Consider the following 20,958-nt stretch of genomic DNA (forward strand, 5'->3'; position numbering starts at 1 on the left):
CGGCTCACCAGCCACCCCGCTGCGGGCCGCGGGGGCCGCGCCGCTTGGTGTACGGGGTGACGGCGGGCTTCACGTCCACCAGGTACACGATGGCCGCGACGGCGGCGCCGAGCGCGAGGAACGGCAGGAACCCGAGCCCGATCGGGTACGGCAGCGCCATGAACGACGCGGCCACGGACAGCCCGAGGATCCCGCCCCACTTGGCCTTGGTCAGCTTGCCGGCCGCCGTGAACGCGGCCGTGGGCCGGCGCAGCAGGTCGAGGAGCGCCCACACGCTGGCCCCGAAGATGGCGACGTAGAAGATGATGAAGATGGCGGTCTGGAGCGCGGGGATCACGCGCCGAGCCTACGACGCCAACCCGCCCGCGACAGCGTATGCGGGCAGCACGATCCCGGCGGCGCGCCCGCCCCGCGGCGTCAGATGGCCGGCAGGTGCGTGCGGGCCTCCGCGGCGGTGGAGCCGACAGCCTCGAACAGGTCCACCACGAGCGACCTCGCCAGCAGCACGATGCTCTGCAGCCGGATGTCGTCCTTCGCGATCCGGTACGGGTCGAGGCGGTGCGCCGCGGCGGTCAACAGCGAGCGGGTGCGCTCCGGGGAGGCGCCGGAGACCAGCTCCTGCCCGAGCTCGTCCACGGCGTCGGCGATCTGCTCGATGGCCCCGGCGAGCTCGACGACGGACGTCTCCTCCGTGGGGATCGCCGTCAGCGACCGGCGAGCCAGCACGCGGGCGTTGCGCATCGCCCGGTCGGCCATGACGGCCGCGCTCTCGAGGGTCACCAAGTCGTCCCGATGGCGCCGGCCGAGGGGGATCACGCGGGCGTTCTTGCGGGCGTCGGTGGCGGAGCTCTTCCAGTCGTCCAACGCGGCCTGCGAGGAGCGCCCCGCCAGCAGCGCCTCCTCCAGGTCCCGGGCGACCTGGTCCCGCAGCCCGCGGGCGACCAGCCGCAGCATCACGGCGAGGTCGACCATCGCCTTGTGCGCATACCGCCGTGGCAGGCGCCGTGGGTCCGAGGGGCTGATCGCGACGATCACGAAGGCCGCCAGCCCGCCGATGATCGCGTCCGTCAACCGCCCCACCCCGCCGCCGCCCGCGGCGGTGGCCGGCAGCCCCACCACGACGATCGCCTGCGACCCGGCGAGCCGCGCGACGAGCTGCCCGCGGTCCACGAAACGGCCGACCAGCGCCGCCAGGACCAGCACCAAGCCGATCTGCCAGGTGCCCGACCCGATGACGCTGACCAGCAGCTCCGCGAGCCCGATGCCGACGGCCACCCCCGCGGAGATCTCCAAGATGCGCCGGAGCTGGCGGTCCTCGCTGAAGCCCAGCGCGATCCACGCCGAGATCGGCGCGAAGATCGGGTACGGATGGTCGAGCACCTGATGGGAGATGCCGAACGCGACACCGGCCGCGATGGCGGCCTGCAGGATCGCGAACCACGCGGACCGGGCACGCCGCCAACCGTCAGCCGCCCAGACGACGAACTCCTCGCGGGCCCTGCGCAGCCGGTCGACGATCGACCCGGCGACATCGGAGCCGGTGCTGCTCACAGGCTCGGGCGATGCCCCAGGCCACGGGCGACGGGACCACGAGGCGCCGGGCGGTCGGCCGACACGCCCTCGCCGGCGACGATCGGCTCCTGGCCGGCGGCCACGGGGCCACCCTCGCACTCGACCATCAGGTCGACGTCAGTGGGAGCGGAGCGCTTGACCACCGCCAGCGCCACAGGCCCGAGCTCGTGGTGGCGCGCGACGCTGGTGATGTGCCCGATGGCGCGGCCGATCTCCCCGCCGCTGGTCAACGCACCCGTCTCATGCACCTGCGCGCCGGGCTCGGGCAGCAGGTGCCCGGACCCGTCGAGGTGCAGCATGACCAGCCGGCGTGGCGGGCGGCCCAGGTTGTGCACGCGCGCGACGGTCTCCTGGCCGCGGTAGCAGCCCTTCTCCAGGTGCACGGCCGTGCGCAGCCAGTCGAGCTCATGCGGGATGGCCCGGTGGTCCACCTCGCGCCCGTGCCGGGGGCGCCAGGCCTCCACGCGCAGCGCCTCGCTGGCCCAGGTGCCGACCAGCGGCCACCCGGCCTGCTCGCGCGCCGCCACGGCCTGCGCCAACTCGGCGCGCGGGACGAGCACGAGCCGCCAGGCGCGGTCGGCTCCGGGGTGCTGGTCGTCGTCGGGCCCGTAGCGGGTGCCGCCGGGCGCGGTGTGCGGCCACGGGTCGCGCCACGTGACCGGCTCGTCCTCGGCGCCCTCGGCGTCCACCGGCTCGCCGATCGCCGCCCACTCGTCGGTGACGTCGGCCACCTCGACGCGCAGCGTGAAGCGCATCCGGTCCAGCCAGGCCGCGAGCGTCGCGGCCGAGTCGCCCTCGGTGATGAGCCAGGTGGTCGTGCCGTCGTCGACGACGCCGGCCGCATGCTCGATGTGCCCCTGCGGGCTGAGCACCAGCAACTCCGTGGAGGTGCGCGGCTTCAGGTCGCTGACGTGCTGCGACGTGATCGAGTGCAGCCAGGTGAGCCGGTCGGGCCCGGTCACCGTCACCACGCCGAGGTGGGACTGGTCCACCACCCCGCCGCCGCGGGACAGCGCGCGCTGCTCGGCGGTGGGGTCCCCGTAGTGCCAGGCGACCCCCGCGTCCGGGCCGGCGCCCTCGACCGCTCCCTTGCGGGACAGCAGCGGGCTGCGGTGCCGGGGCGGCGCTGGAACTGCTGCGACGTCGGTCGCCGGGTCCACCACTGGGCTCACTCCTCGTTCTCCACGCGCGTCAGCCGGGCCGACGCGTACGTCTGCATGGCCTGCCCGAAGGCGGCCAGGTCCTGCGCCCACATGAGCTCGCTGTTGACGAGCCCGTACAGCCGGGTGCTCGCGGTGACGTCCGCGCCCGTCGCCGTGCGCGCCACCAGGTCGCTCGCCAGGTCGATGCGGCCGTTGCCGACAGCCCCGAGGTACACCGACAGGAACCCGGACGGGTCGCTGAGGAGCACCTCCACTGGGTGCTGCTCCTCGGTGAGCCCCTCGGGCCGCTCCGGCGCGATCCGCCAGAACCCCGACTCCGTGGACCAGACGGGCCCCGGCGCCTGCTGCGGCACCGGGGTCGACGCGGGCGCGTCGTCAGGCTCGGCGTCCGCCGAGGGCTCGCCGTCCTGCGCGGCCAGCGCCGCGGCGTCGTCGGGCGCGACGACGAGCCGGATGGTCGACGTGTACGCGAGGTACGGGCCGCCGTCGTGGCTGAACGTGATGTCCTGCGTGAACGCGGACTCCTCGATCCCGGGGTACCCCACGACGCCCTCGCCGTGCCAGTCCCCCACGAGCCACGCGAGCGGGTACACCTCGGGCGCGAGGCCCTCGGGCAGGATGAATGGCATGACTACCTCCGGTGGGTGGATCGGTCGCGTCCGGTGACGGTCAGCGTTGACCCTTGTAGAGGCGGTAGACGACGAAGCAGGCGAACCACCCGATGGTGACGGTCGCCGCGACGAGCAGGCCGATGAAAACTGCTTCAAGCGCTTCCATGCACCGATCCTATCGATGTCCCGCCCGTACGCTGGCGCGATGACCGAGACACGCACGCTGGTGATCAAGGCGACCTCCGGCGCGGACCGTCCCGAGGTCGCGAACCAGGCGTTGACCGTGGCCGCGGCCGCCGTCGCCGCTGGCGCCGACGTGAGCCTGTGGCTCACCGGCGAGGCCTCCTGGTTCGCGCTGCCGGGCCGCGCCGCGACGCTCACCCTCGAGCACGCGGCGCCCCTCGCGGACCTGCTCGACGTGGTCCTCGAGGCGGGCCAGGTGACGGTCTGCACGCAGTGCGCGGTCCGCCGCGACATCGGGCCCGACGACGTGATCGCGGGGGTCCGCATCGCCGGGGCGCCGACCTTCGTCGACGAGGTGCTCGCGCCCGGGGCCCAGGCGCTCGTCTACTGACCGGCGCGCCCAGGCCCCCCGACGGGCGGCCCTCAGGAGGCGCGTGACCGCAGCCGCACGCCCAGCAGGTACATCTCGCAACCGAGGCACAGGCCGAACGCCGCGTTGAGGAACGCCGCGACGAGCGCGAGCCCCGCGGCAACCGGCACGGCCGCGCCGAGGCCGGCCAGGCCGAGCAGCACTCCCGCCCCGGTGATCACCAGCCCGACCAGTTGGGCGAACCGCGGCGGGCGGGGGTCCTCGAGCTCGGCGGGCGGGGCCAGCCGAGGCCGCACCAGCGCGCGGAACAGCAGGCCCTGCACCGAGCCCTGCGCGCCGCGCGCCGCGCCCACCGCGAACAGCGCCGCGACCACGGCGAGCAGCGCGAGCGCTCCGCCGGGCGGCAGCAGCAGCACGACGACGAGCAGGACGGCGGTGATCGCGGCGCCGACGCGCGGCCCGCGCGGGTCGATGCCGGGCACGGCCGCCGGCCGGCTCGCGGCAGGGCTTGGGGTGGGACTTGAGGTGGGGGTGGGTCCGGACATGGGTCCTCCTCGGACAACGCTCACGGGTGCGGGGCGGCGGGTTCAGGACACAGCGTTTTCGGGGCGCAGCGTTCTCAGGACGCAGCGGGGATGGCGCAGCGGGGTTGGCGCGGCGGGCGCGGGGCGCCGCGGCGCCGGGGTGCGGGACGAGCCAGGGCTCAGCGGCCCCGCACCCCGTCGGGACACGACTCGAGCGCGGCGAGCGCCTGCGCGCGGGTCATCGCGCCGGAGATGCGCCCCACGACAGCGCCGTCGGCGTCAGCCAGCAGGACGGTGGGGGTGCGCAGCACGCGGAAGCGGCGGACCAGGTCGAGGTGCTGCTCGACGTCGAGGTCCACATGCGCGAGGCCGGGACTCTCGGCGGCGAGGTCCGCCAGCACGGCGTGGGTGCGCCGGCAGGGCGCGCAGACCTCGCTGGAGAGCTGCACGAATGTCGCCCGGCTGCCGAGTGGGCGGCCGATCTGGGCGGCGGTGAGGCTGAGATCGTCGGCGGCGCCCTGCCCGGGGGCCGTCGGGCCCTCGCCCGCTGTCGCCCGCACAGCGCCACGCACCGGCGTGTAGCTGCCGTTGCGGGATCGCCACCACAGCCCGAGGGCTGACGCGGCGAGGAGCACCGCGGCGACGATCACGATGCGCGTGAGCATCGTTCAACCTACCAAGACGCGACCTGCGACGTAGACGAGGATCCCGGTCACGGTGACCGGCAGGATGATCGCGGCCAGCGAGGCGCGGAACCGCTCGAGCACCGGCAGCCGGTCGAAGAGCTGGTGCAGCGCGGCGACCAGCAGCCCGACGGCGACGCCGAGCAGCGCGCCCGCGAGCGGGTCGAAGCCGGGCAGCACCAGCCCGGCGAGCGCGCCGGCCGCGAGCGCCGAGCCGACAGTCGCCCCGGCGCCGAGCCACGGCTTCAGCGGCAGCGCCGCCACAGCGGAGCCCACAGCCAGGGCGAGCGCCCCGGCGATGACCAGCTCCTCGCCGCCGGGGGTGCGCTGGGTGGCCACCCAGCCGGCCGCGGCGGCGGCGACGAGCGTGCCGGCCACGGTGCCCGACACGGACTCGACCAGCCGCTCGCGGCCACCGCCGCGCAGCAGCTCGTTGACGAAGGCCAGCAAGATCGAGAAGGCGAACACCACGGGCAGGTCCCGCAGCGGCGGCTCCCCGGCGGTGAGGTGCACGATGACCACCGCGCCCGCGCCGCCGAGCGCGACCACGGCGGCGGAGCCGGGCCGGCTGGGCAGGTTCACGAGCACGGGCCAGCCGAAGGCGAACCCGATGGCGAGCAGGCCCACGACCACCGTGAGGGGCAGGTCGCCGAGCTCGACGCCCGCGACGGTCAGGTCGGAGAAGTAGCCGGCGACGGCCACGACGGCGGCCAGGACGGCCGTGGAGACGGCCCGGGTCGAGAGTTGCACGGCCGCTACCGGGCCTGACTGCTGGGAACGGTGCGGGAGGCGCACGCGTGGCGGCGGCCGCACACGGCAGCCGGGGGCGCTACGAGGGGGAGGGAGCCGGGCACGGCGACGATTGTCGCAGACCCGCGCGGCCGCTGGCAGATGGGTGGAGGGGTCTCAGCGCAGGCAGGCCGCGCGGGGATGCGGTAAAGCAGGCGGTAGCGTGTCCACACCCGCACGCTTGGAGGTCCCGTCGGTGGCAGACCTGCTGCTACTCACTCCTGCGCCCGGCGGTTCCGCCCAGGTGCTCCCGGCGCTCGGGTTGCTCTCGCACCGAGTCCGCGTCCTCCCGGTCGAGCCGTCGGCGCTCGTCGACGCGCCCGACGCCGACATCATCGTGCTGGACGCGCGCCGGGACCTGGTCACCGCCCGCACCACGTGCCGGCTGCTGCGCGCCACCGGGCTGGCCGTCCCGCTCGTGCTGGTGCTCACCGAGGGCGGCCTGACGGTCGTCACCGCGGAATGGGGCGCGGACGACATCATCTTGGAGAACGCCACCCCCGCCGAGGTCGAGACGCGCTTCCGGCTGGTCATCGAGCGCTCGGCCCAGTCGTCGGCGTTCGCGGACCAGCCGCAGGAGATCTCCGCGGGCGAGCTGATGATCGACCCGGGCGGCTACACGGCCCGCCTGCGCGGGCGGCCACTGGACCTGACCTACAAGGAGTTCGAGCTCCTGAAGTACCTGGTGCAGCACCCGGGGCGGGTGTTCACCCGGGCCCAGCTCCTGCAGGAGGTCTGGGGCTACGACTACTACGGGGGCACCCGCACCGTCGACGTGCACGTGCGCCGGCTGCGGGCCAAGCTCGGGCTCGAGCACGAGCAGCTCATCGGCACGGTGCGCAACGTCGGCTACCGCTTCGACCCCCCGAAGGACCGCGCGACGCGCTCTGCCACCCCCGACGCGGCCTTGGCGGACGAGGCAGCGCACCCCGCCGACGCCTGACGTGGGCGCGGGCCCTGCACGCCCTCAGGTCGGGGACGACGTCAGCGGCTAACCTGGCGGTGGTGCGCCGGGAAGTCTGGTCGGCAGTCCCGTCCGCGCGCCCGTGAGGTGGCCCACATGCCTGCCCGCCCGAAGTCCCGTCCTGCCCGCCGCCTGTTCTCGTCCCTGAGGGCCGGTTCCGAGCGCAATCTGCTCGACACGTTCCGCGACGAGAAGGTCGGCGGGGTGCTGCTGCTGGTCGCCACTGTCGTCGCCCTGCTGTGGGCGAACTCCCCGTGGTCGGCCGCCTACAGCCACCTGCTCGGCATCGTCATCGGGCCCGCGAGCCTGCACCTCGACCTGACGGTCGCCCAATGGGCCACCGACGGGCTGCTCGCGATCTTCTTCTTCGTCGTCGGCCTCGAGCTCAAGCGCGAGATCGTCGAGGGCGAGCTGCGGCGGTTCTCCACAGCCGTGGTGCCCGCGGTCGCGGCCGTCGGCGGGATGCTCGTGCCGGCGCTGGTGTACGTGGCGGTCAACCTCCTCCAGGACGGCGGCTCGCTGAGCGGGTGGGCAGTGCCCACCGCCACCGACATCGCCTTCGCCGTGGCGGTGCTCGCCGTGGCGGGCCGCCGGCTGCCGATCACGCTGCGCGTCTTCCTGCTGACGCTCGCCGTCGTCGACGACCTGCTCGCCATCGTCGTCATCGCGGTGTTCTACACCGACAGCCTCTCGCTCGGCTGGCTGGGCGCCGCCCTGGTGGGGGTGGCCGCCTTCGGTGTGGCGGTGCGCCGCACGGGTTGGACCCGCTCGCCGTTCGTGCTGCTGCCGCTCGGGCTGCTCACCTGGGCCTTCATGCACTCCTCCGGGGTGCACGCCACCATCGCGGGGGTGCTGCTCGCGCTCACCGTCCCCGCGCTGACCCCCGGGGCCGGCGGGCACAGCGTCGCCGAGCGGCTCGAGCACCGCTGGCGGCCGCTCTCCGCCGGGGTCGCCGTGCCGCTGTTCGCGCTGTGCGCCGCCGGGGTGAGCCTGTCCGCGGAGTCGATCTCCGGCGCCGTCGGGGACCCCGTCGCCCAGGGTGTGGCACTGGGCCTGGTGATCGGCAAGCCGCTGGGCATCGTCACCGCCACGTGGCTGGTCGCCCGCTTCACCCGCGCGACGCTGGCCCCCGGTCTGGCGTGGTGGGACATCGTGGCCGTCGGGCTGGTGGGCGGCATCGGGTTCACCGTGTCGCTGCTGATCGGCGAGCTGGCGTTCGGCGCGGGCTCCCCGCACACCGAGCACCTCAAGGTCGCGATCCTGGCCGGATCGGCCACCGCGGCCGTCGTCGGCGGCGCCGCGCTGGCCCTGCGTGACCGATACCACGCCAGGACCTCGGCCCCTAGGCCAGAAGCCGCCGATCCTGGGGCGCCGACCGGGTAGGTTCGCTCTGATGACCACAGACTCCTCGGCCCTGGTCCTCGACGGACCGTGGCGTCACCAACTCGTGCCCGCCAACGGCGCCCGGTTCCACGTCGCAGTCTCCGGACCCGACGACCGCGACGCGCCCGTGGTGGTGCTCCTGCATGGCCTGTTGCAGTTCTGGTGGGCATGGCGCCACCAGCTCCCGGTGCTGGGCGCCGCCGGCTACCGGGTCGTCGCGATGGACCTGCGCGGCGCCGGCTCCTCGGACAAGCCGCCGCAGGGCTACGACGTGCCGACCCTCACCCGTGACGTGGCCGGCGTGGTGCGCTCGCTGGGCGCCGAGAGCGCAGTCGTCGTCGGGCACGGGCTCGGCGGGGACGTCGCGTGGTCGATGCCCGCCTACCACCCGTCGCTCACCGACGCGGTCGCGACGTTCGGGGCCCCGCACCCGCTGCACACGCGCGCCGAGCCACGCGCCACCCTCACCAGGGCGGCAGCGCGGCGGCTCGCGTACTTCCAGCTCCCCTACCTGCCGGAGCGCTCGCTGACCCGCACGGACCTCGTCCCCCGGGTGATGCGCGAGTGGGGCGCCGACGGCTGGCTCGACGACCACACCGCCGAGACGTATCGCCGCGCCGCCCGGGTGCCATTCGCGGCGCACTGCTCCATGGAGCAGGCCCGCTGGGTGGTGCGCTCGGGCCCGCGGTTGGACGGTCGGCGCTACCTGGCGGCCCTGCGCGCGGCCCCCGCGGTCCCCGTGCTGCAGGTCCACGGCGAGCTCGACGGCTGCCGGCCCGTGCGCACGGCGCAGGCGGTGGGGCACGTCGCCGCGTCGCTGGGCGGCGGGTACCAGTTCGAGCGGGCCGCGGGAGTCGGGCACTACGTGCCGGAGGAGGCGCCCGAGCAGGTCAACGAGCTGCTGCTCGCCTGGCTGGCCGAGGTCGCGCCCGTCTGACGGCGGCCTCCCGGCGGTGTCGGCTCAGCCCTTGAGCATCGCCGTCGCGAGCTCGGGGTCCGTCTCGCCGATCCCGTACGACGGGCACTCGCCCGCGATCGGGCACGCCCCGCACGCGGGCTTGCGCGCGAAGCAGGTGCGCCGCCCGTGGAAGATCAGCCGGTGCGACGCCATCGTCCACTCGGACCGCTCGATCAGCGCGCCGATGTCGTGCTCGACCTTGACCGGGTCCTCCTCGGTCGTCCAGCCCAGGCGCCGCGCGAGCCGCCCGACGTGGGTGTCCACGGTGATGCCGGGGATGCCGAACGCGTCGCCGAGCACCACGTTGGCCGTCTTGCGGCCCACCCCGGGGAGCGTCACGAGGTCGGCGAGCCGATCCGGCACCTGGCCGTCGAAGCGCTCCACGAGCTCACGCCCGATCCCCCGCAGCGCCTCCGTCTTCGCCCGGAAGAACCCGGTGGGGCGCAGCAGCTCCTCGAGCTCCACCCGGTCCGCCTCGGCGTAGGCCTTCGCGTCGGGGTACTCCGCGAACAGCTCGGGCGTCACCTGGTTGACCCGCACGTCAGTGGTCTGGGCGGAGAGCACCGTCGCCACGAGCAGCTCGAGCGGGGTGGTGAAATCAAGCTCGCAGCGCGCGTCGGGATAGCGCACAGCGAGCAGTCGGTTGATCCTCCTGGCCCGGCGCACGCGCGCCAGAGGCGTCTCCGCCAGCCACTTGCGCGTCGTGGTCACATCAGCAGCCTACGCATCCACCCGGTTGCCGGGGCCTCGTGTGACCGTGCGGGTGTCGCGTTGCTCCCAGCGAGTGATCATGTGCCCAACTCACGGCGCCCTCCTCAAGTCTGCGCAGGTGAGGGCCGAAAAACCAGAAGATCGCGCGCCACCGGGCGCACGCCAGCCGCGAGCAGGAGCGGGTCGATGTCCACAGCGCCGATGACGATGGGCAGGTGCGCAGAACTGCGCAGCAGCCGTCACGCGCTGCGTGCCGAGCAGGCGACCGTGCGCTGGTGGCGGCGACTGGTCCAGGCGCGCCTCGACCTGGCGGTGGCGGGGATCGCGATGCCCGGCCCGCTCGGCGAGGCCGTCGCGCTCCTCCCCGGCGGGGCGCCCTGCCCCGAGCCGCCTCGGCCTCTCGAGCTGCACGGCGCCACGCGCGGCGGCATGTCCCCCGCGGCGCCCTCCCAGCTCCCCGCGCTCCGCGACCTTGACGAACGCCTGGCCCGCTACGAGCACAGCGTCTGCGACGCCCTGGACCAGGTCACCGAGGACCTCATCCAGGCCCTCGCCATCGACCCGGCCGCGGGCCTGCGGGAACGGCCTGAGGCGCCGCGTCCCATCTGATGCGGCAGACTGGTCCTCAGAACCGTTCCCAGCGGAGAAGGTGAGGTGCCAGCGTGGAGGACGACGTCGTGCTGTCGGCGCCATTGTTCGCGAACATGGATCCCGAGGCGTCGAGCGCCCTGATCGCGTCGATGACCCAGGTCGAGGTGTCGCGCGGCGAGGTGCTCTTTCACGAGGGCGAGCCGGGCGACCGGCTGTACGTGATCCGGTCGGGCAAGATCAAGCTCGGCCGCCGGTCCAATGACGGCCGCGAGAACCTGCTGGCCGTGCTCGGCCCAGGCGAGATGTTCGGCGAGCTGTCGCTGTTCGACCCGGGCCCGCGCACCGCCACCGCCACGGTCGTCGCCGACGGCGCCATCCTCGAGCTCGGGCACCTCGAGCTCATCGCGTGGCTCGAGGCGAACCCGACCGTCGCCAAGCACCTGCTCGGCGCGTTGGCGCGTCGACTGCGCCGCACCAACGAGGCGCTCGCGGACCTGGTGTTCTCCGACGTCCCCGGCCGCGTCGCGAAGGCCCTGCTGGACCTGTCGACCCGCTTCGGCGAGACCGTCGACGAGGGGATCCGCGTCGCCCACGACCTGACGCAGGAAGAGCTCGCACAGCTCGTCGGCGCGTCCCGCGAGACGGTCAACAAGGCGCTGGCAGATTTCGCCGCGCGTGGCTGGGTCCGCCGCGAGGGACGCGCCATCGTGCTCTTCGACGTCGACCGCCTCGAGCGCCGCGCCCGCTGATCGAGCGCCCGCTGAGGTCGAGCGCGCTGAGGTCGAGGCGTTGAGGCCGAGTGCGCGTTGAGGTCAGCCGACCTCGACGACGATCTCCACCTCGACCGGCGAGTCGAGCGGCAGCACCGCGACGCCCACGGCTGAGCGGGCGTGCACGCCTGCCGCGCCGAAGACTTCGTGCAGCAGCTCGCTAGCGCCGTTGACCACGCCGGGCTGACCGGTGAACGCGGGGTCGCTGGCCACGAAGCCGACGACCTTGACCACGCGGACGATGTGGTCGACTCCCCCGGCGACGGCGGCCGCCGCGGCGATCGCGTTCAGCGCGGCGGTGCGCGCGAGCCCGTGCGCCTCCTCCGGCGACACGAGCCCGGGGCCCTGGCCGACCTTGCCGGTGGCGGGCAGGGCGCCCTCGATGAACGGGAGCTGCCCGGAGGTGTGGACGTGGTCGCCGGAGCGCACCGCCGGCACGTAGGCCGCGACGGGCGCGGCGACCGCCGGCAGCACCAGGCCGAGGTCGGCCAGGCGCTGCGAGGGCGCGGCCGTCACGCGGTGGCCTTCTGGCGCTTGAGGTAGGCGACGAGCCCGGCGTCGGGCCCCTGGATCACCTGGACGAGCTCCCACCCGTCGGAGCCCCACTGGTCGAGGATCGCCTTGGTGGCGTGGATGATGAGCGGAACGGTTGCGTACTCCCACTGGGTGGCCATGGCCGCCACCCTAGTGCGCCGCCAGCGCGACGTCTCCGCTGATCACCAGTTCGGACTTCCACGAGCGCACATCGGGCCGGCGGCGGAGCAGCGCGCGGCGCTCACGCTCGGTCATGCCGCCCCAGACGCCGAAGTCCATGCGGTTGTCGAGCGCGTCGGCCAGGCACTCGAGGCGCACCGGGCATCCCGTGCACACCGCACGCGCCTCGCGCTGCGCGGCGCCCTCGACGAAGAGCGCATCGGGTGAGACCTTGCCCAGTCCGCAGGCCGCGAATGCCGCCCAATGTGCGTCCTGCAGCGTCGTTCCCACGCGAGCTCCCTTGTTTCGGCCACCGTCGGCGAGCGGCGGCCCAGCGGACGCCACCACGGCGTCCACCGGGACCGTAACGCCTTTCCTGCCTCCTGGACATCCTCCGATCGGGTCAATCCGGGCTACTAATGGGAGCCTTCCCACGCCGCCGACGTGCCGCTCCGCAGGGCCCCGCACACTCGCCGGGTGGGCTCCCGGATGCGCACGTACGCTCTTTCAATGGGGGCTAGACCAGCGTGGGACCGTCAGGTCAATCTTGCTCAGGCGATCTCTCTGCTGATCGCTTTCACCCTGCTCGCCGGGGTTGGCGGGCTGCTCGCGGCCGGGCTGGTGCTGCCGGCCGTCGCGGCGCTCAAGGGGTCGGCCGGGGTCACCTCGACGGCCTTCGACTCGCTGCCGGCGGATCTCGACGTCAAGGCGGTCTCGGAGAAGTCGACGATGCTCGCGGCCGACGGGACGATCCTCGCGGAGTTCTACGCCGAGGACCGCAAGGCCGTCCCGCTCGAGTCCATCGCGCCGATCATGCAGCAGGCCGTGATCGCCACCGAGGACAAGCGGTTCTACCACCACGGCGGCGTCGACCCGACAGGCATGCTGCGCGCGGTGGCGCGCAACGCCTCGGGCAGCGACACGCAGGGCGCGTCCACTCTCACGCAGCAGTACGTGAAGAACGTGCTCATCGAGTCCGCGCTGCGTGAGGGCGACCGCGCCGCCGCCGCGGACGCGCGCGAGGCGGAGGGCACCGAGGGGTACGGCCGCAAGCTCCGCGAGGCGAAACTGGCGGTGGCGCTGGAGAACGCCAACACCAAGGCGGAGATCCTCGAGGGCTACCTCAACATCGCCCAGTTCGGCATCGCGGTGTACGGGGCGGAGTCGGCGGCGCAGCGCTTCTTCAGCAAGCCCGCGTCCGACCTCGACTACCTGGAGTCGGCGACCCTCGCGGGCGTCACGCAGAGCCCCACCAAGTGGGACCCGGTGAAGAACCCCGAGGCGTCGCAGTCCCGCCGGGACGTGGTGCTGGGCCTGATGCTCGCGCAGGGGTACATCACCGCCGACGAGCACGCCCGCGGTGTGGCGACCCCGCTGGGCGACTACCTGCGCCCGCAGGCGTCCAAGCTGAGCTGCATGGCCGCGGGCGACCAGGTGCCCGGCAGCGGCTTCTTCTGCGACTACGTCACCAAGATCATCAAGAACGACCCGACCTTCGGCGAGACCGTGGACGACCGCCTGGAGCTGCTGTACCGGGGTGGCCTGACGATCACCACCACCCTCGACCCGCGTGAGCAGGCGCTCGCGGACGCCGAGGTGAAGAACGGCATCCCGGTGGACGACCCGTCCGGCGTCTCGTCGGCGATCTCCGTGGTGGAGCCCGGCACGGGGCGGGTCACCGCGATGGCGCAGAACCGCGTGTACAACAACACGAGTGAGGCGCCGGCACGGCAGACCGCGACGAACTTCAACACCGACACCGGCTACGGCGGCTCCAGCGGGTTCGCCCCCGGCTCGACGTTCAAGCCGTTCACGCTGCTGCAGTGGCTCCGCGAGGGGCACACCCTCGACGAGGTGGTCGACGCCAGCCCGATGTCCTACCCGATCCGGGCGTTCGCGGCTCCGTGCAGGCGGGTGGGGACCGAGATCTACAGTTTCGGCAACGCGGAGGGCAGCGCGAGCGGCCCGATGACGGTGCTCGACGCCACCCAGAACTCGGTGAACTCGGCCTACATCGCGATGGCCACCAAGCTCAACCTGTGCTCGATCATGGAGGGCGCCGCGAGCCTGGGGATCGTGCAGGGCGGCAACGGCAAGCCGTTCGACCCGCTGCCCGCCAACGTGATCGGCAGCCAGTCCGTGGCGCCGCTGCGCATGGCCGCGGCGTTCGCGGCGTTCTCGGCGGGCGGGGTCTACTGCAAGCCCGTCGCGATCACGAACGTCACCCTGCCCGACGGCTCCCAGCTCCCGGTGCCGGACGCCGCCTGCTCGCAGGTGGTCGAGCCGCCCATCGCCGCACAGCTCAACTTCGCGCTGGGCAATGTGTGGAGCGGCACGGGGAAGTCCTTGGGCGCCCGCCCCTATCCGGCGTCGGGGAAGACGGGGACGACGAGCCACAACGAGGACACCTGGTTCGTGGGATACAACTCGCTGCGCTCCGCCGCCGTGTGGGTGGGGTTCAGCGAGGGCTTCATCCCCGTGCAGAACATGATGATCAACGGCAAGCAGATCAAGTACACGTACGGCGCCACGATCGCCGGGCCCACGTGGGTGCGGTACATGGACCAGGCGATGGAGGGTCGGACGGTCCCGGGATTCGGAACATCGGGCCGGGTCGTGACGCCTGACAACCCCGTGGCGGTGCCCGAGCTGGTGGGCCACGGGCTCGACGAGGCCACGGCCCTGCTGCAGTCCGTCGGGTTCGAGGTCGTCGTGGGCGATCCCGTGCCCGCCCACACGGGCGAGGGGACGGTGGGCGCCCAGGACGTCACGGGCGTCGCGGAGATGGGCTCGACTGTGACGCTCCACCCGTCGAACGGCTCGTCCCCGCCCGACCGCTCGGCATCCCTGCCCGATGCCGAGGACGGGTGACGCGAAAGGCCCACCCTGTCCGGATATGGGAGGCGCCCGCTACTCTCCCCTGCATGGCTACCTCCCCCCGTGGCCGCCAGGTCAACCTCGGCCAGGCGACAGCCCTGCTCCTCGCGTTCGCCCTCGCCGCGGGCGCCGGGGGGCTGGTCACGGCGGGCCTCGTGATCCCCGTGGTCGCGGTGGCGAAGGGCACCACCGACATCACGGTGACGGCCTTCGACGGGCTGCCGTCGGAACTCGAGATCCAGCCCTTGCCGGAGAAGTCCACCATCCTGGCCGCCGACGGCACCTTGCTCGCCGAGCTGTACATCGAGAACCGGATCGTCGTGCCGCTGGAGGCCATCGCGCCGATCCTGCAGAAGACAGTCGTCGCGGTCGAGGACAAGCGCTTCTACGAGCACGGCGGCGTGGACCCCATGGGCATGCTCCGCGCCGTGGTGAAGAACTCGGCGACGGAGTCCACGCAGGGCGCGTCGACGCTGACCCAGCAGTACGTGAAGAACGTGCTGATCGAGACCGCGAAGAGCCAGGACGACCGCGCGGCGGTGGCTGACGCGCGCGAGGCCGAGGGCACCGAGGGGTACAGCCGCAAGCTGCGGGAGGCCAAGCTCGCGATCTCGCTGGAGAAGGAGACCACGAAGGAGAAGATCCTCGAGGGCTACCTCAACATCGCCGCGTTCGGCGCCTCGGTGTACGGCGTCGAGGCCGCCTCCGAGTACTACTTCGGCAAGCCGGCCTCGGACGTCAACTACCTCGAGGCCGCCACCATCGCCGGGATCACCAAGGCCCCGGGCCGTTACGACCCGGCCAAGAACATCGAGGACCTCACCGACTCCCAGCAGCGTCGCGACACGGTGCTGAGCCTGATGCGGCAGCAGGGCCTCATCACGCAGGAGGAGCACGACGCGGGCGTGGCCACCCCGCTGGCGAACACCCTGAACATCCAGCGCCCGAAGGAGGCCTGCAAGATGGCCGACACCGTGGTCGCGGGCTCTGGGTACTTCTGCGACTACGTCACCAAGATCATCATGAACGACCCCGTCTTCGGCCCGGACAAGCAGGCCCGCAAGGACCTGCTCTACCGCACCGGGTTGACGATCACCACGACGCTGGACCCACGTGAGCAGACGCTCGCCAAGGCGGCGGTCGACGAGTGGCTGCCCGCTGACAGCCCCGACGACCTGTCCACGGCGTTCTCCGTGGTCCAGCCCGGCACCGGGCACATCACCGCGATGGCGCAGAACTGGGAGTACGTGCCCACCGGCGGCGAGAACCGGCAGACCGCCCTCAACCTCAACACCGACCACCAGTACGGCGGCTCGCGCGGCATGCAGCCCGCCTCCACGTTCAAGCCGTTCACGCTGATGCAGTGGCTCAAGGAGGGCCACAGCCTGGGCGAGTACATCGACGGGTCGCGCAAGTCCTGGCCGGCCAAGGAGTTCAACGCGCCGTGCACCAAGCTCGTCGACAGCGGCGGGAAGGCCTGGACGCCGGGCAACGCGGAGGGAGGCTCGTGGACCACCATGAGCGTGCTCGACGCCACCAAGAACTCGGTGAACTCCGCGTACATCGCGATGGGCAGCAAGGTGGACCTGTGCGCGATGGTCGAGGGCGCGGAGTCGGTGGGCATCCACATGGCCGTGCCCCGGGCGGACGGCAGCACCAACCTCCCCGTGCAGCAGAGCAGCATCCTCGGCACCGCGGAGGTCGCGCCGCTGACGATGTCCGCCGCGTACGCCGCCCTCGCCGCCGACGGGACCTACTGCAAGCCCATCGCGATCCTCTCGGTCGTGAAGCCCTCGGGCGAGCAGCTGCCCGTGCCCAGCGCCGACTGCCACCAGGCGGTGGAGACGCACATCACCGCCGCGATGACCCATGCGCTGAGCAACGTGTGGACCGGCACGGCCAGCAAGCTCGGCAGCCCGTCGTACACGTCTGCGGGCAAGACCGGCACGAGCTCGTTCAACGAGCACACCTGGTTCGCGGGGTACACGCCGTTGCGCGCGGCCGCCGTGTGGGTGGGGTACCACGACGCGACGCGCTCGGCGCATGAGATCTACGTCAAGGGCAAGAGGGAGAGGTACGTCTACGGCGCCACCATCGCGGGCCCCATCTGGCGCTCCTTCATGGACCCGGCGATGGAGGGCCAGGAGGTCCCCGAGTTCACGCCGGCGCGTGACAAGGAGGTGTACGGCGAGAAGGTCTTCGTGCCGTCCGTGATCGGGCAGAGCCAAGAGGCCGCGACCGCCACCCTCAAGGCCGCCGGCTTCAGCGTCTCCGTCTCGCCCGACCAGGTGGGATCGAGCCTGCAGGCGGGGCATGTGGCCGAGCAGTCGCCGAACGGCAGCGCCGTGAAGGGATCGGTCATCACCCTGCGCCTGTCGAACGGTCAGGGCGGATCGGGGCCCGGCAACCCGGGAGGCCCGGGCAACCCCGGCAACCCCGGATTCCCGAGCCTGCCGGGCCTCCCCGGGGGTGGCAATCGGGACTGAGCCCGGGTGAGCACCGCGTCGAGACCATGTGGCAGTGCCGTGCAGGTCCGGCGGCGACGGCCGCGCCGATCAGGCGCGTCCGGGCTCCTCACGTACCCTACGAACCATGGCTCCCTCCCCCCGCGGCCGCCAGGTCAACCTCGCCCAGGCGACAGCCCTGCTCCTCGCGTTCGTGCTGACCGCCGGAGTCGGCGGCCTGCTGACGGCGGGAACGCTGCTCCCCGCCATAGCCGTGGCGAAGGGCACCACCGACATCACCGTGAGCGCCTTCGACAACCTCCCGTCCGAGTTGGTCGTCAAGCCGCTGTCGGAGAAGTCGACGATGCTCGACGCGAACGGCAACGTGCTCGCGGAGTTCTACGCCGAGGACCGCATCGTCGTGCCGCTCGACGAGATCGCCCCCGTGATGCGGCAGGCGGTGATCGCCACCGAGGACAAGCGGTTCTACGAGCACGGCGGCATCGACCCCACCGGCATGCTGCGCGCCGCAGTGAAGAACGCGGCCAGCAACGTCACCCAGGGCGCCTCCACGCTCACGCAGCAGTACGTGAAGAACGTGCTGCTGGAGACGGCGGTCCGCAACGGCGACGCCGAGGGGATCGCGGCGGCCACCGAGTCGGAGGGCATCGAGGGGTACTCCCGCAAGCTGCGTGAGGCCAAGTTGGCGATCTCGCTGGAGAAGGTCGCCACGAAGGACCAGATCCTCGAGAACTACCTGAACATCGCGCAGTTCGGCATCTCCGTCTACGGGGTCGAGGCCGCCGCGCAGAAGTACTTCTCCACGTCGGCCGCCGATCTGACGTACCTGCAGGCCGCCACGCTCGCGGGCGTCACGCAGAGCCCCACCAAGTGGGACCCGATCAAGAACCCGGAGAACTCGCAGAAGCGGCGCAACATCGTCCTGCAGCTCATGAAGGCCCAGGGGGTCATCACCCCCGAGGAGTACGAGGCCGGGATCGCCACCCCCATCGGCGACACCCTGCAGCCGCAGGAGCCGCGGCTCGGCTGCATGTCCGCCGATCAGGCAGTCCCGGGCTCCGGCTTCTTCTGCGACTACGTGGTCAAGGTCATCAAGAACAACGAGGCCTTCGGTGAGACCGAGGAGGAGCGCCTCGACCTGCTGTACCGCGGCGGGCTGACCATCACCACCACGCTGGACCCCGCCGAGCAGGCCATCGCCGACACCGAGGTCAAGGCCGGCATCCCGGTCAACGACCGCTCCGGGGTCGCGCACGCGATGTCCGTGGTGGAGCCGGGCACCGGCAAGATCACCGCGATGGCGCAGAACCGCACGTACAGCGCCGTGAACTCCGGCGTCGCCGGCGAGACCTCGGTCAACTACAACACCGACCAGGCCTATGGCGGGTCGACTGGCTTCGCGCCCGGCTCGACGTTCAAGGCGTTCACGCTGCTCGAGTGGCTCAAGCAGGGGCACAGCCTCAGCGAGTACGTGGACGGCACCCGGATGTCGTACCCGCAGCGCGAGTTCACCGCGTCGTGCACGCAGCTCGGCACCGACACCTACAAGTTCGGGAACGCCGAGGGCGGCAAGAGCGGCGTCATGTCGGTGCTCGACGCGACCCGCAACTCGGTGAACTCCGCGTTCATCGCGATGGCCACCCAGCTCGACCTGTGCGCGATCATGGACGGCGCCAAGAGCCTGGGCATCCACCAGGCCAGCGGCAAGGACTTCAACGTGGTTCCCGCCAACGTGCTCGGCTCCGACTCGGTGGCCCCGCTCACCATGGCCGCCGCGTTCGCGACCTTCGCCTCGGGCGGCGTCTACTGCGAGCCCGTCGCGATCACCCGCGTCACCGACGCGTCCGGCGCCGAGATCCCGATCCCCAGCGCGAACTGCACGCAGGCCATCGAGCCGCAGATCGCCGACGCGATGAACTACGCGATGAGCAACGTGTGGTCCGGCACCGCCAAGGCCGTCGGCGCCCCGCCGTTCGCCTCGGCAGGCAAGACGGGCACCACCACTCGCAACGAGAACACCTGGTTCGTCGGGTACACGCCGCTGCGCTCCGCGGCCGTCTGGGTCGGCTACAGCGAGGGCATGATCCCGGTGCAGCGGCTGACGGTGAACGGCTCGTACGTGCGGTACATGTACGGCTCGACGGTGGCCGCGCCCACCTGGAAGCGGTTCATGACGCAGGCGATGGCGGGCAAGGACGTGCCGGCGTTCAACAGCGTGGACAGCACCCTCCTGCACGGCGTGCAGATCCCCGTGCCGAACGTCGTCGGCCAGTCGCAGGAGGCCGCCACGTCGGCGCTGCGCGCGGCCGGGTTCAGCGTCAAGGTCGCCACCGAGCAGATCCCGTCGACCGTCGCAGCCGGGGCCGTGGCGTCGCAGTCGCTGACGGGGGCCGCCACCAAGGGCTCGTACATCACGCTGACCCTGTCGAACGGGCAGGCGCCCGAGGGCTCAGGCGACGGCCAGAACCAGGGGCCCGGCGGCGGCAACGGCAACAACGGGAACGACAACGGGAACAACGGCGGGGGCGACCGCTGATGGCGCCCGCCGCCCGGCAGGCCATCGGCGGCCTCGCGCTCGCCGGCGCCGGGGCCCTCGCCTGGGCCTCCCTGGTGGAGGTGCGCTGGTACGCGCTGCGCGAGGTCACCGTGCCGGTGCTCCCCGCCGGCCAGGACCCGCTGCGCATCCTGCACCTGTCCGACCTGCACCTCACCCCCGGCCAGCAGCGCAAGATCGATTGGGTGCGGGACCTCGCCTCGCTCGACGTGGACCTGGTGATCGACACCGGGGACAACTGGGCGCACCTCGAGGCGATGCCGGCGCTCCTGGAGGCCCTCGAGCCGCACCTGGCCAAGCCGGGCGCCTTCGTGATGGGCTCGAACGACTACTTCGCGCCGTCGGCGAAGAACCCGGCCCGGTACCTGCTGCCCGACGCGCGCCTGCCGCAGACCAAGGCGTCCATCGAGCTGCCGTGGCGCGAGCTCGCCGCACGGTTCCGCGCGGCCGGCTGGAAGGACCTGACCAACCGGCGGGACACCTTGGACGTGGCCGGCCGGCGGCTCTCACTGGTGGGGGTCGACGACCCGCACCTCGACCTCGACCGGTTCCCCGGCCGTGACACCACCCCGGACATCGCCGGGCTGCGCGACGAGCCCGCCGCCGACCTGCACCTCGGTGTCGCGCACGCCCCCTACCGCCGCGTGCTCGACGAGATGCAGGACGACGGCGCGGACCTGATCATCGCGGGGCACACCCACGGCGGACAGCTCGCCGTGCCGGTGTACGGCGCGCTGGTGACGAACTGCGACCTGGACAGGCGCCGCGCCAAGGGCCTGCACGGCTGGCCGGGCGCCCGGCCCGACTCCCCCGGCGGCGCCGGGTCCACCTGGCTGCACGTGTCCGCCGGGCTCGGCACGTCGCCCTACGCGCCGGTGCGGTTCGCCTGCCGGCCCGAGGCGACGGTGCTGACGCTCGTCGCCGCGGAGGGCTGAGCAGCAAGCCCTGGCAGGGCGCTGAACAGCCGGTTTCGTCGCTGGGCACATCGTCGGCTATTCTGGCCAGGCTCAACCGGGGTGTGGCGCAGCTTGGTAGCGCGCTTCGTTCGGGACGAAGAGGTCGTGGGTTCGAATCCCGCCACCCCGACCGGTGAGACA

21 protein-coding genes and 1 tRNA gene are annotated in these 20,958 nt (G+C 72.6%); 11 read left to right on the forward strand and 11 right to left on the reverse strand.

All coding sequences use genetic code 11. The annotated features are described in order from the left end of the window. Positions 1-4: 4 nt before the first annotated feature. From QUV83_RS15800 to QUV83_RS15815, 4 genes are all read right to left on the reverse strand, one after another. Positions 5-337: a DUF2516 family protein gene (locus tag QUV83_RS15800; protein WP_289565883.1), complete on the reverse strand. Its 333-nt coding sequence runs from the start codon at positions 335-337 to the stop codon at positions 5-7. 80 nt (positions 338-417) lie between these two features. Continuing rightward, positions 418-1,551: an FUSC family protein gene (locus tag QUV83_RS15805; protein ID WP_289565884.1), complete on the reverse strand. Its 1,134-nt coding sequence runs from the start codon at positions 1,549-1,551 to the stop codon at positions 418-420. Next, positions 1,548-2,732, reverse strand: a complete 1,185-nt coding sequence (gene ygfZ / locus QUV83_RS15810; protein ID WP_289565885.1) for a CAF17-like 4Fe-4S cluster assembly/insertion protein YgfZ — start codon at positions 2,730-2,732, stop codon at positions 1,548-1,550. The genes QUV83_RS15805 and ygfZ overlap by 4 nt, the downstream gene beginning before the upstream one ends. A gap of 8 nt (positions 2,733-2,740) precedes the next feature. After that, positions 2,741-3,364 carry an FABP family protein gene (locus tag QUV83_RS15815; protein WP_289565886.1) on the reverse strand — a complete coding sequence of 208 codons (624 nt, stop codon included), beginning with the start codon at positions 3,362-3,364 and terminating at the stop codon, positions 2,741-2,743. 187 nt (positions 3,365-3,551) lie between these two features. Here QUV83_RS15815 and QUV83_RS15820 point away from each other — a divergent pair, with 187 nt between their 5' ends. After that, positions 3,552-3,920: a DsrE family protein gene (locus QUV83_RS15820; protein WP_289565887.1), complete on the forward strand. Its 369-nt coding sequence runs from the start codon at positions 3,552-3,554 to the stop codon at positions 3,918-3,920. A 32-nt stretch (positions 3,921-3,952) separates the two neighbouring features. On the opposite strand, the gene QUV83_RS15825 is transcribed toward QUV83_RS15820, so the two are convergent. The 3 genes from QUV83_RS15825 to QUV83_RS15835 all read right to left on the reverse strand — a co-directional run bounded on the left by QUV83_RS15825 (position 3,953) and on the right by QUV83_RS15835 (position 5,856). Continuing rightward, the gene (locus tag QUV83_RS15825) at positions 3,953-4,444 is read right to left on the reverse strand and encodes a DUF4395 domain-containing protein (RefSeq protein ID WP_289565888.1); all 492 of its coding nucleotides are present in this window, start codon (positions 4,442-4,444) and stop codon (positions 3,953-3,955) included. 158 nt (positions 4,445-4,602) lie between these two features. Further along, on the reverse strand, positions 4,603-5,088 hold the full coding sequence (locus QUV83_RS15830; protein WP_289565889.1) for a thioredoxin family protein: 486 nt from the start codon (positions 5,086-5,088) through the stop codon (positions 4,603-4,605). A 3-nt stretch (positions 5,089-5,091) separates the two neighbouring features. Then, positions 5,092-5,856 carry a hypothetical protein gene (locus tag QUV83_RS15835; protein WP_289565890.1) on the reverse strand — a complete coding sequence of 255 codons (765 nt, stop codon included), beginning with the start codon at positions 5,854-5,856 and terminating at the stop codon, positions 5,092-5,094. Positions 5,857-6,091: 235 nt separating this feature from the next. Here QUV83_RS15835 and QUV83_RS15840 point away from each other — a divergent pair, with 235 nt between their 5' ends. The 3 genes from QUV83_RS15840 (at position 6,092) to QUV83_RS15850 (ending at position 9,179) form a co-directional block, all read left to right on the forward strand. Next, entirely contained in the window at positions 6,092-6,838 is a 747-nt protein-coding gene (locus tag QUV83_RS15840) for a winged helix-turn-helix transcriptional regulator (RefSeq protein WP_289565917.1), read from the forward strand. A 117-nt stretch (positions 6,839-6,955) separates the two neighbouring features. Then, on the forward strand, positions 6,956-8,242 hold the full coding sequence (gene nhaA / locus QUV83_RS15845; RefSeq protein ID WP_289565891.1) for a Na+/H+ antiporter NhaA: 1,287 nt from the start codon (positions 6,956-6,958) through the stop codon (positions 8,240-8,242). Between the two features lie 10 nt (positions 8,243-8,252). Continuing rightward, positions 8,253-9,179 carry an alpha/beta fold hydrolase gene (locus QUV83_RS15850; protein ID WP_289565892.1) on the forward strand — a complete coding sequence of 309 codons (927 nt, stop codon included), beginning with the start codon at positions 8,253-8,255 and terminating at the stop codon, positions 9,177-9,179. A gap of 24 nt (positions 9,180-9,203) precedes the next feature. Here the strand turns inward: QUV83_RS15850 and nth are convergent, their stop codons facing one another. After that, positions 9,204-9,911, reverse strand: coding sequence for an endonuclease III (gene nth, locus QUV83_RS15855; RefSeq protein WP_289565893.1), 708 nt, complete (start codon positions 9,909-9,911; stop codon positions 9,204-9,206). 186 nt (positions 9,912-10,097) lie between these two features. Here nth and QUV83_RS15860 point away from each other — a divergent pair, with 186 nt between their 5' ends. Together QUV83_RS15860 and QUV83_RS15865 are read left to right on the forward strand one after the other, a co-directional pair. Next, entirely contained in the window at positions 10,098-10,520 is a 423-nt protein-coding gene (locus QUV83_RS15860; RefSeq protein WP_289565894.1) for a hypothetical protein, read from the forward strand. A 53-nt stretch (positions 10,521-10,573) separates the two neighbouring features. After that, entirely contained in the window at positions 10,574-11,251 is a 678-nt protein-coding gene (locus QUV83_RS15865; RefSeq protein ID WP_289565895.1) for a Crp/Fnr family transcriptional regulator, read from the forward strand. 63 nt (positions 11,252-11,314) lie between these two features. Here QUV83_RS15865 and QUV83_RS15870 read toward each other — a convergent pair whose 3' ends face one another. Genes QUV83_RS15870 through QUV83_RS15880 form a run of 3 tightly spaced genes read right to left on the reverse strand, consistent with a single transcriptional unit; the run spans position 11,315 to position 12,256 of the window. Beyond that, a complete protein-coding gene (locus QUV83_RS15870) occupies positions 11,315-11,788 on the reverse strand; it encodes a RidA family protein (RefSeq protein ID WP_289565896.1) in 474 nt (157 codons plus the stop codon). Continuing rightward, positions 11,785-11,946, reverse strand: a complete 162-nt coding sequence (locus QUV83_RS15875) for a DUF4177 domain-containing protein (protein ID WP_289565897.1) — start codon at positions 11,944-11,946, stop codon at positions 11,785-11,787. Before QUV83_RS15875 ends, QUV83_RS15870 begins: the two co-directional genes overlap by 4 nt. A gap of 10 nt (positions 11,947-11,956) precedes the next feature. Further along, entirely contained in the window at positions 11,957-12,256 is a 300-nt protein-coding gene (locus QUV83_RS15880; RefSeq protein WP_289565898.1) for a WhiB family transcriptional regulator, read from the reverse strand. A 219-nt stretch (positions 12,257-12,475) separates the two neighbouring features. On the opposite strand from QUV83_RS15880, the gene QUV83_RS15885 reads away from it, so the two are divergent. The 5 genes from QUV83_RS15885 (at position 12,476) to QUV83_RS15905 (ending at position 20,947) form a co-directional block, all read left to right on the forward strand. Next, on the forward strand, positions 12,476-14,836 hold the full coding sequence (locus tag QUV83_RS15885) for a transglycosylase domain-containing protein (protein WP_289565899.1): 2,361 nt from the start codon (positions 12,476-12,478) through the stop codon (positions 14,834-14,836). A gap of 53 nt (positions 14,837-14,889) precedes the next feature. Beyond that, positions 14,890-17,328: a penicillin-binding protein gene (locus QUV83_RS15890; RefSeq protein WP_289565900.1), complete on the forward strand. Its 2,439-nt coding sequence runs from the start codon at positions 14,890-14,892 to the stop codon at positions 17,326-17,328. A gap of 106 nt (positions 17,329-17,434) precedes the next feature. Continuing rightward, entirely contained in the window at positions 17,435-19,843 is a 2,409-nt protein-coding gene (locus tag QUV83_RS15895; RefSeq protein ID WP_289565901.1) for a transglycosylase domain-containing protein, read from the forward strand. Then, a complete protein-coding gene (locus QUV83_RS15900; RefSeq protein ID WP_289565902.1) occupies positions 19,843-20,796 on the forward strand; it encodes a metallophosphoesterase in 954 nt (317 codons plus the stop codon). Before QUV83_RS15895 ends, QUV83_RS15900 begins: the two co-directional genes overlap by 1 nt. Positions 20,797-20,873: 77 nt before the next feature. Continuing rightward, positions 20,874-20,947: transfer RNA gene (locus QUV83_RS15905), tRNA-Pro, on the forward strand. Positions 20,948-20,958 lie beyond the last annotated feature (11 nt).

The sequence above is a fragment of the Cellulomonas cellasea genome (genome assembly GCF_030372105.1).
GTDB lineage: Bacteria > Actinomycetota > Actinomycetes > Actinomycetales > Cellulomonadaceae > Cellulomonas_A > Cellulomonas_A cellasea_A.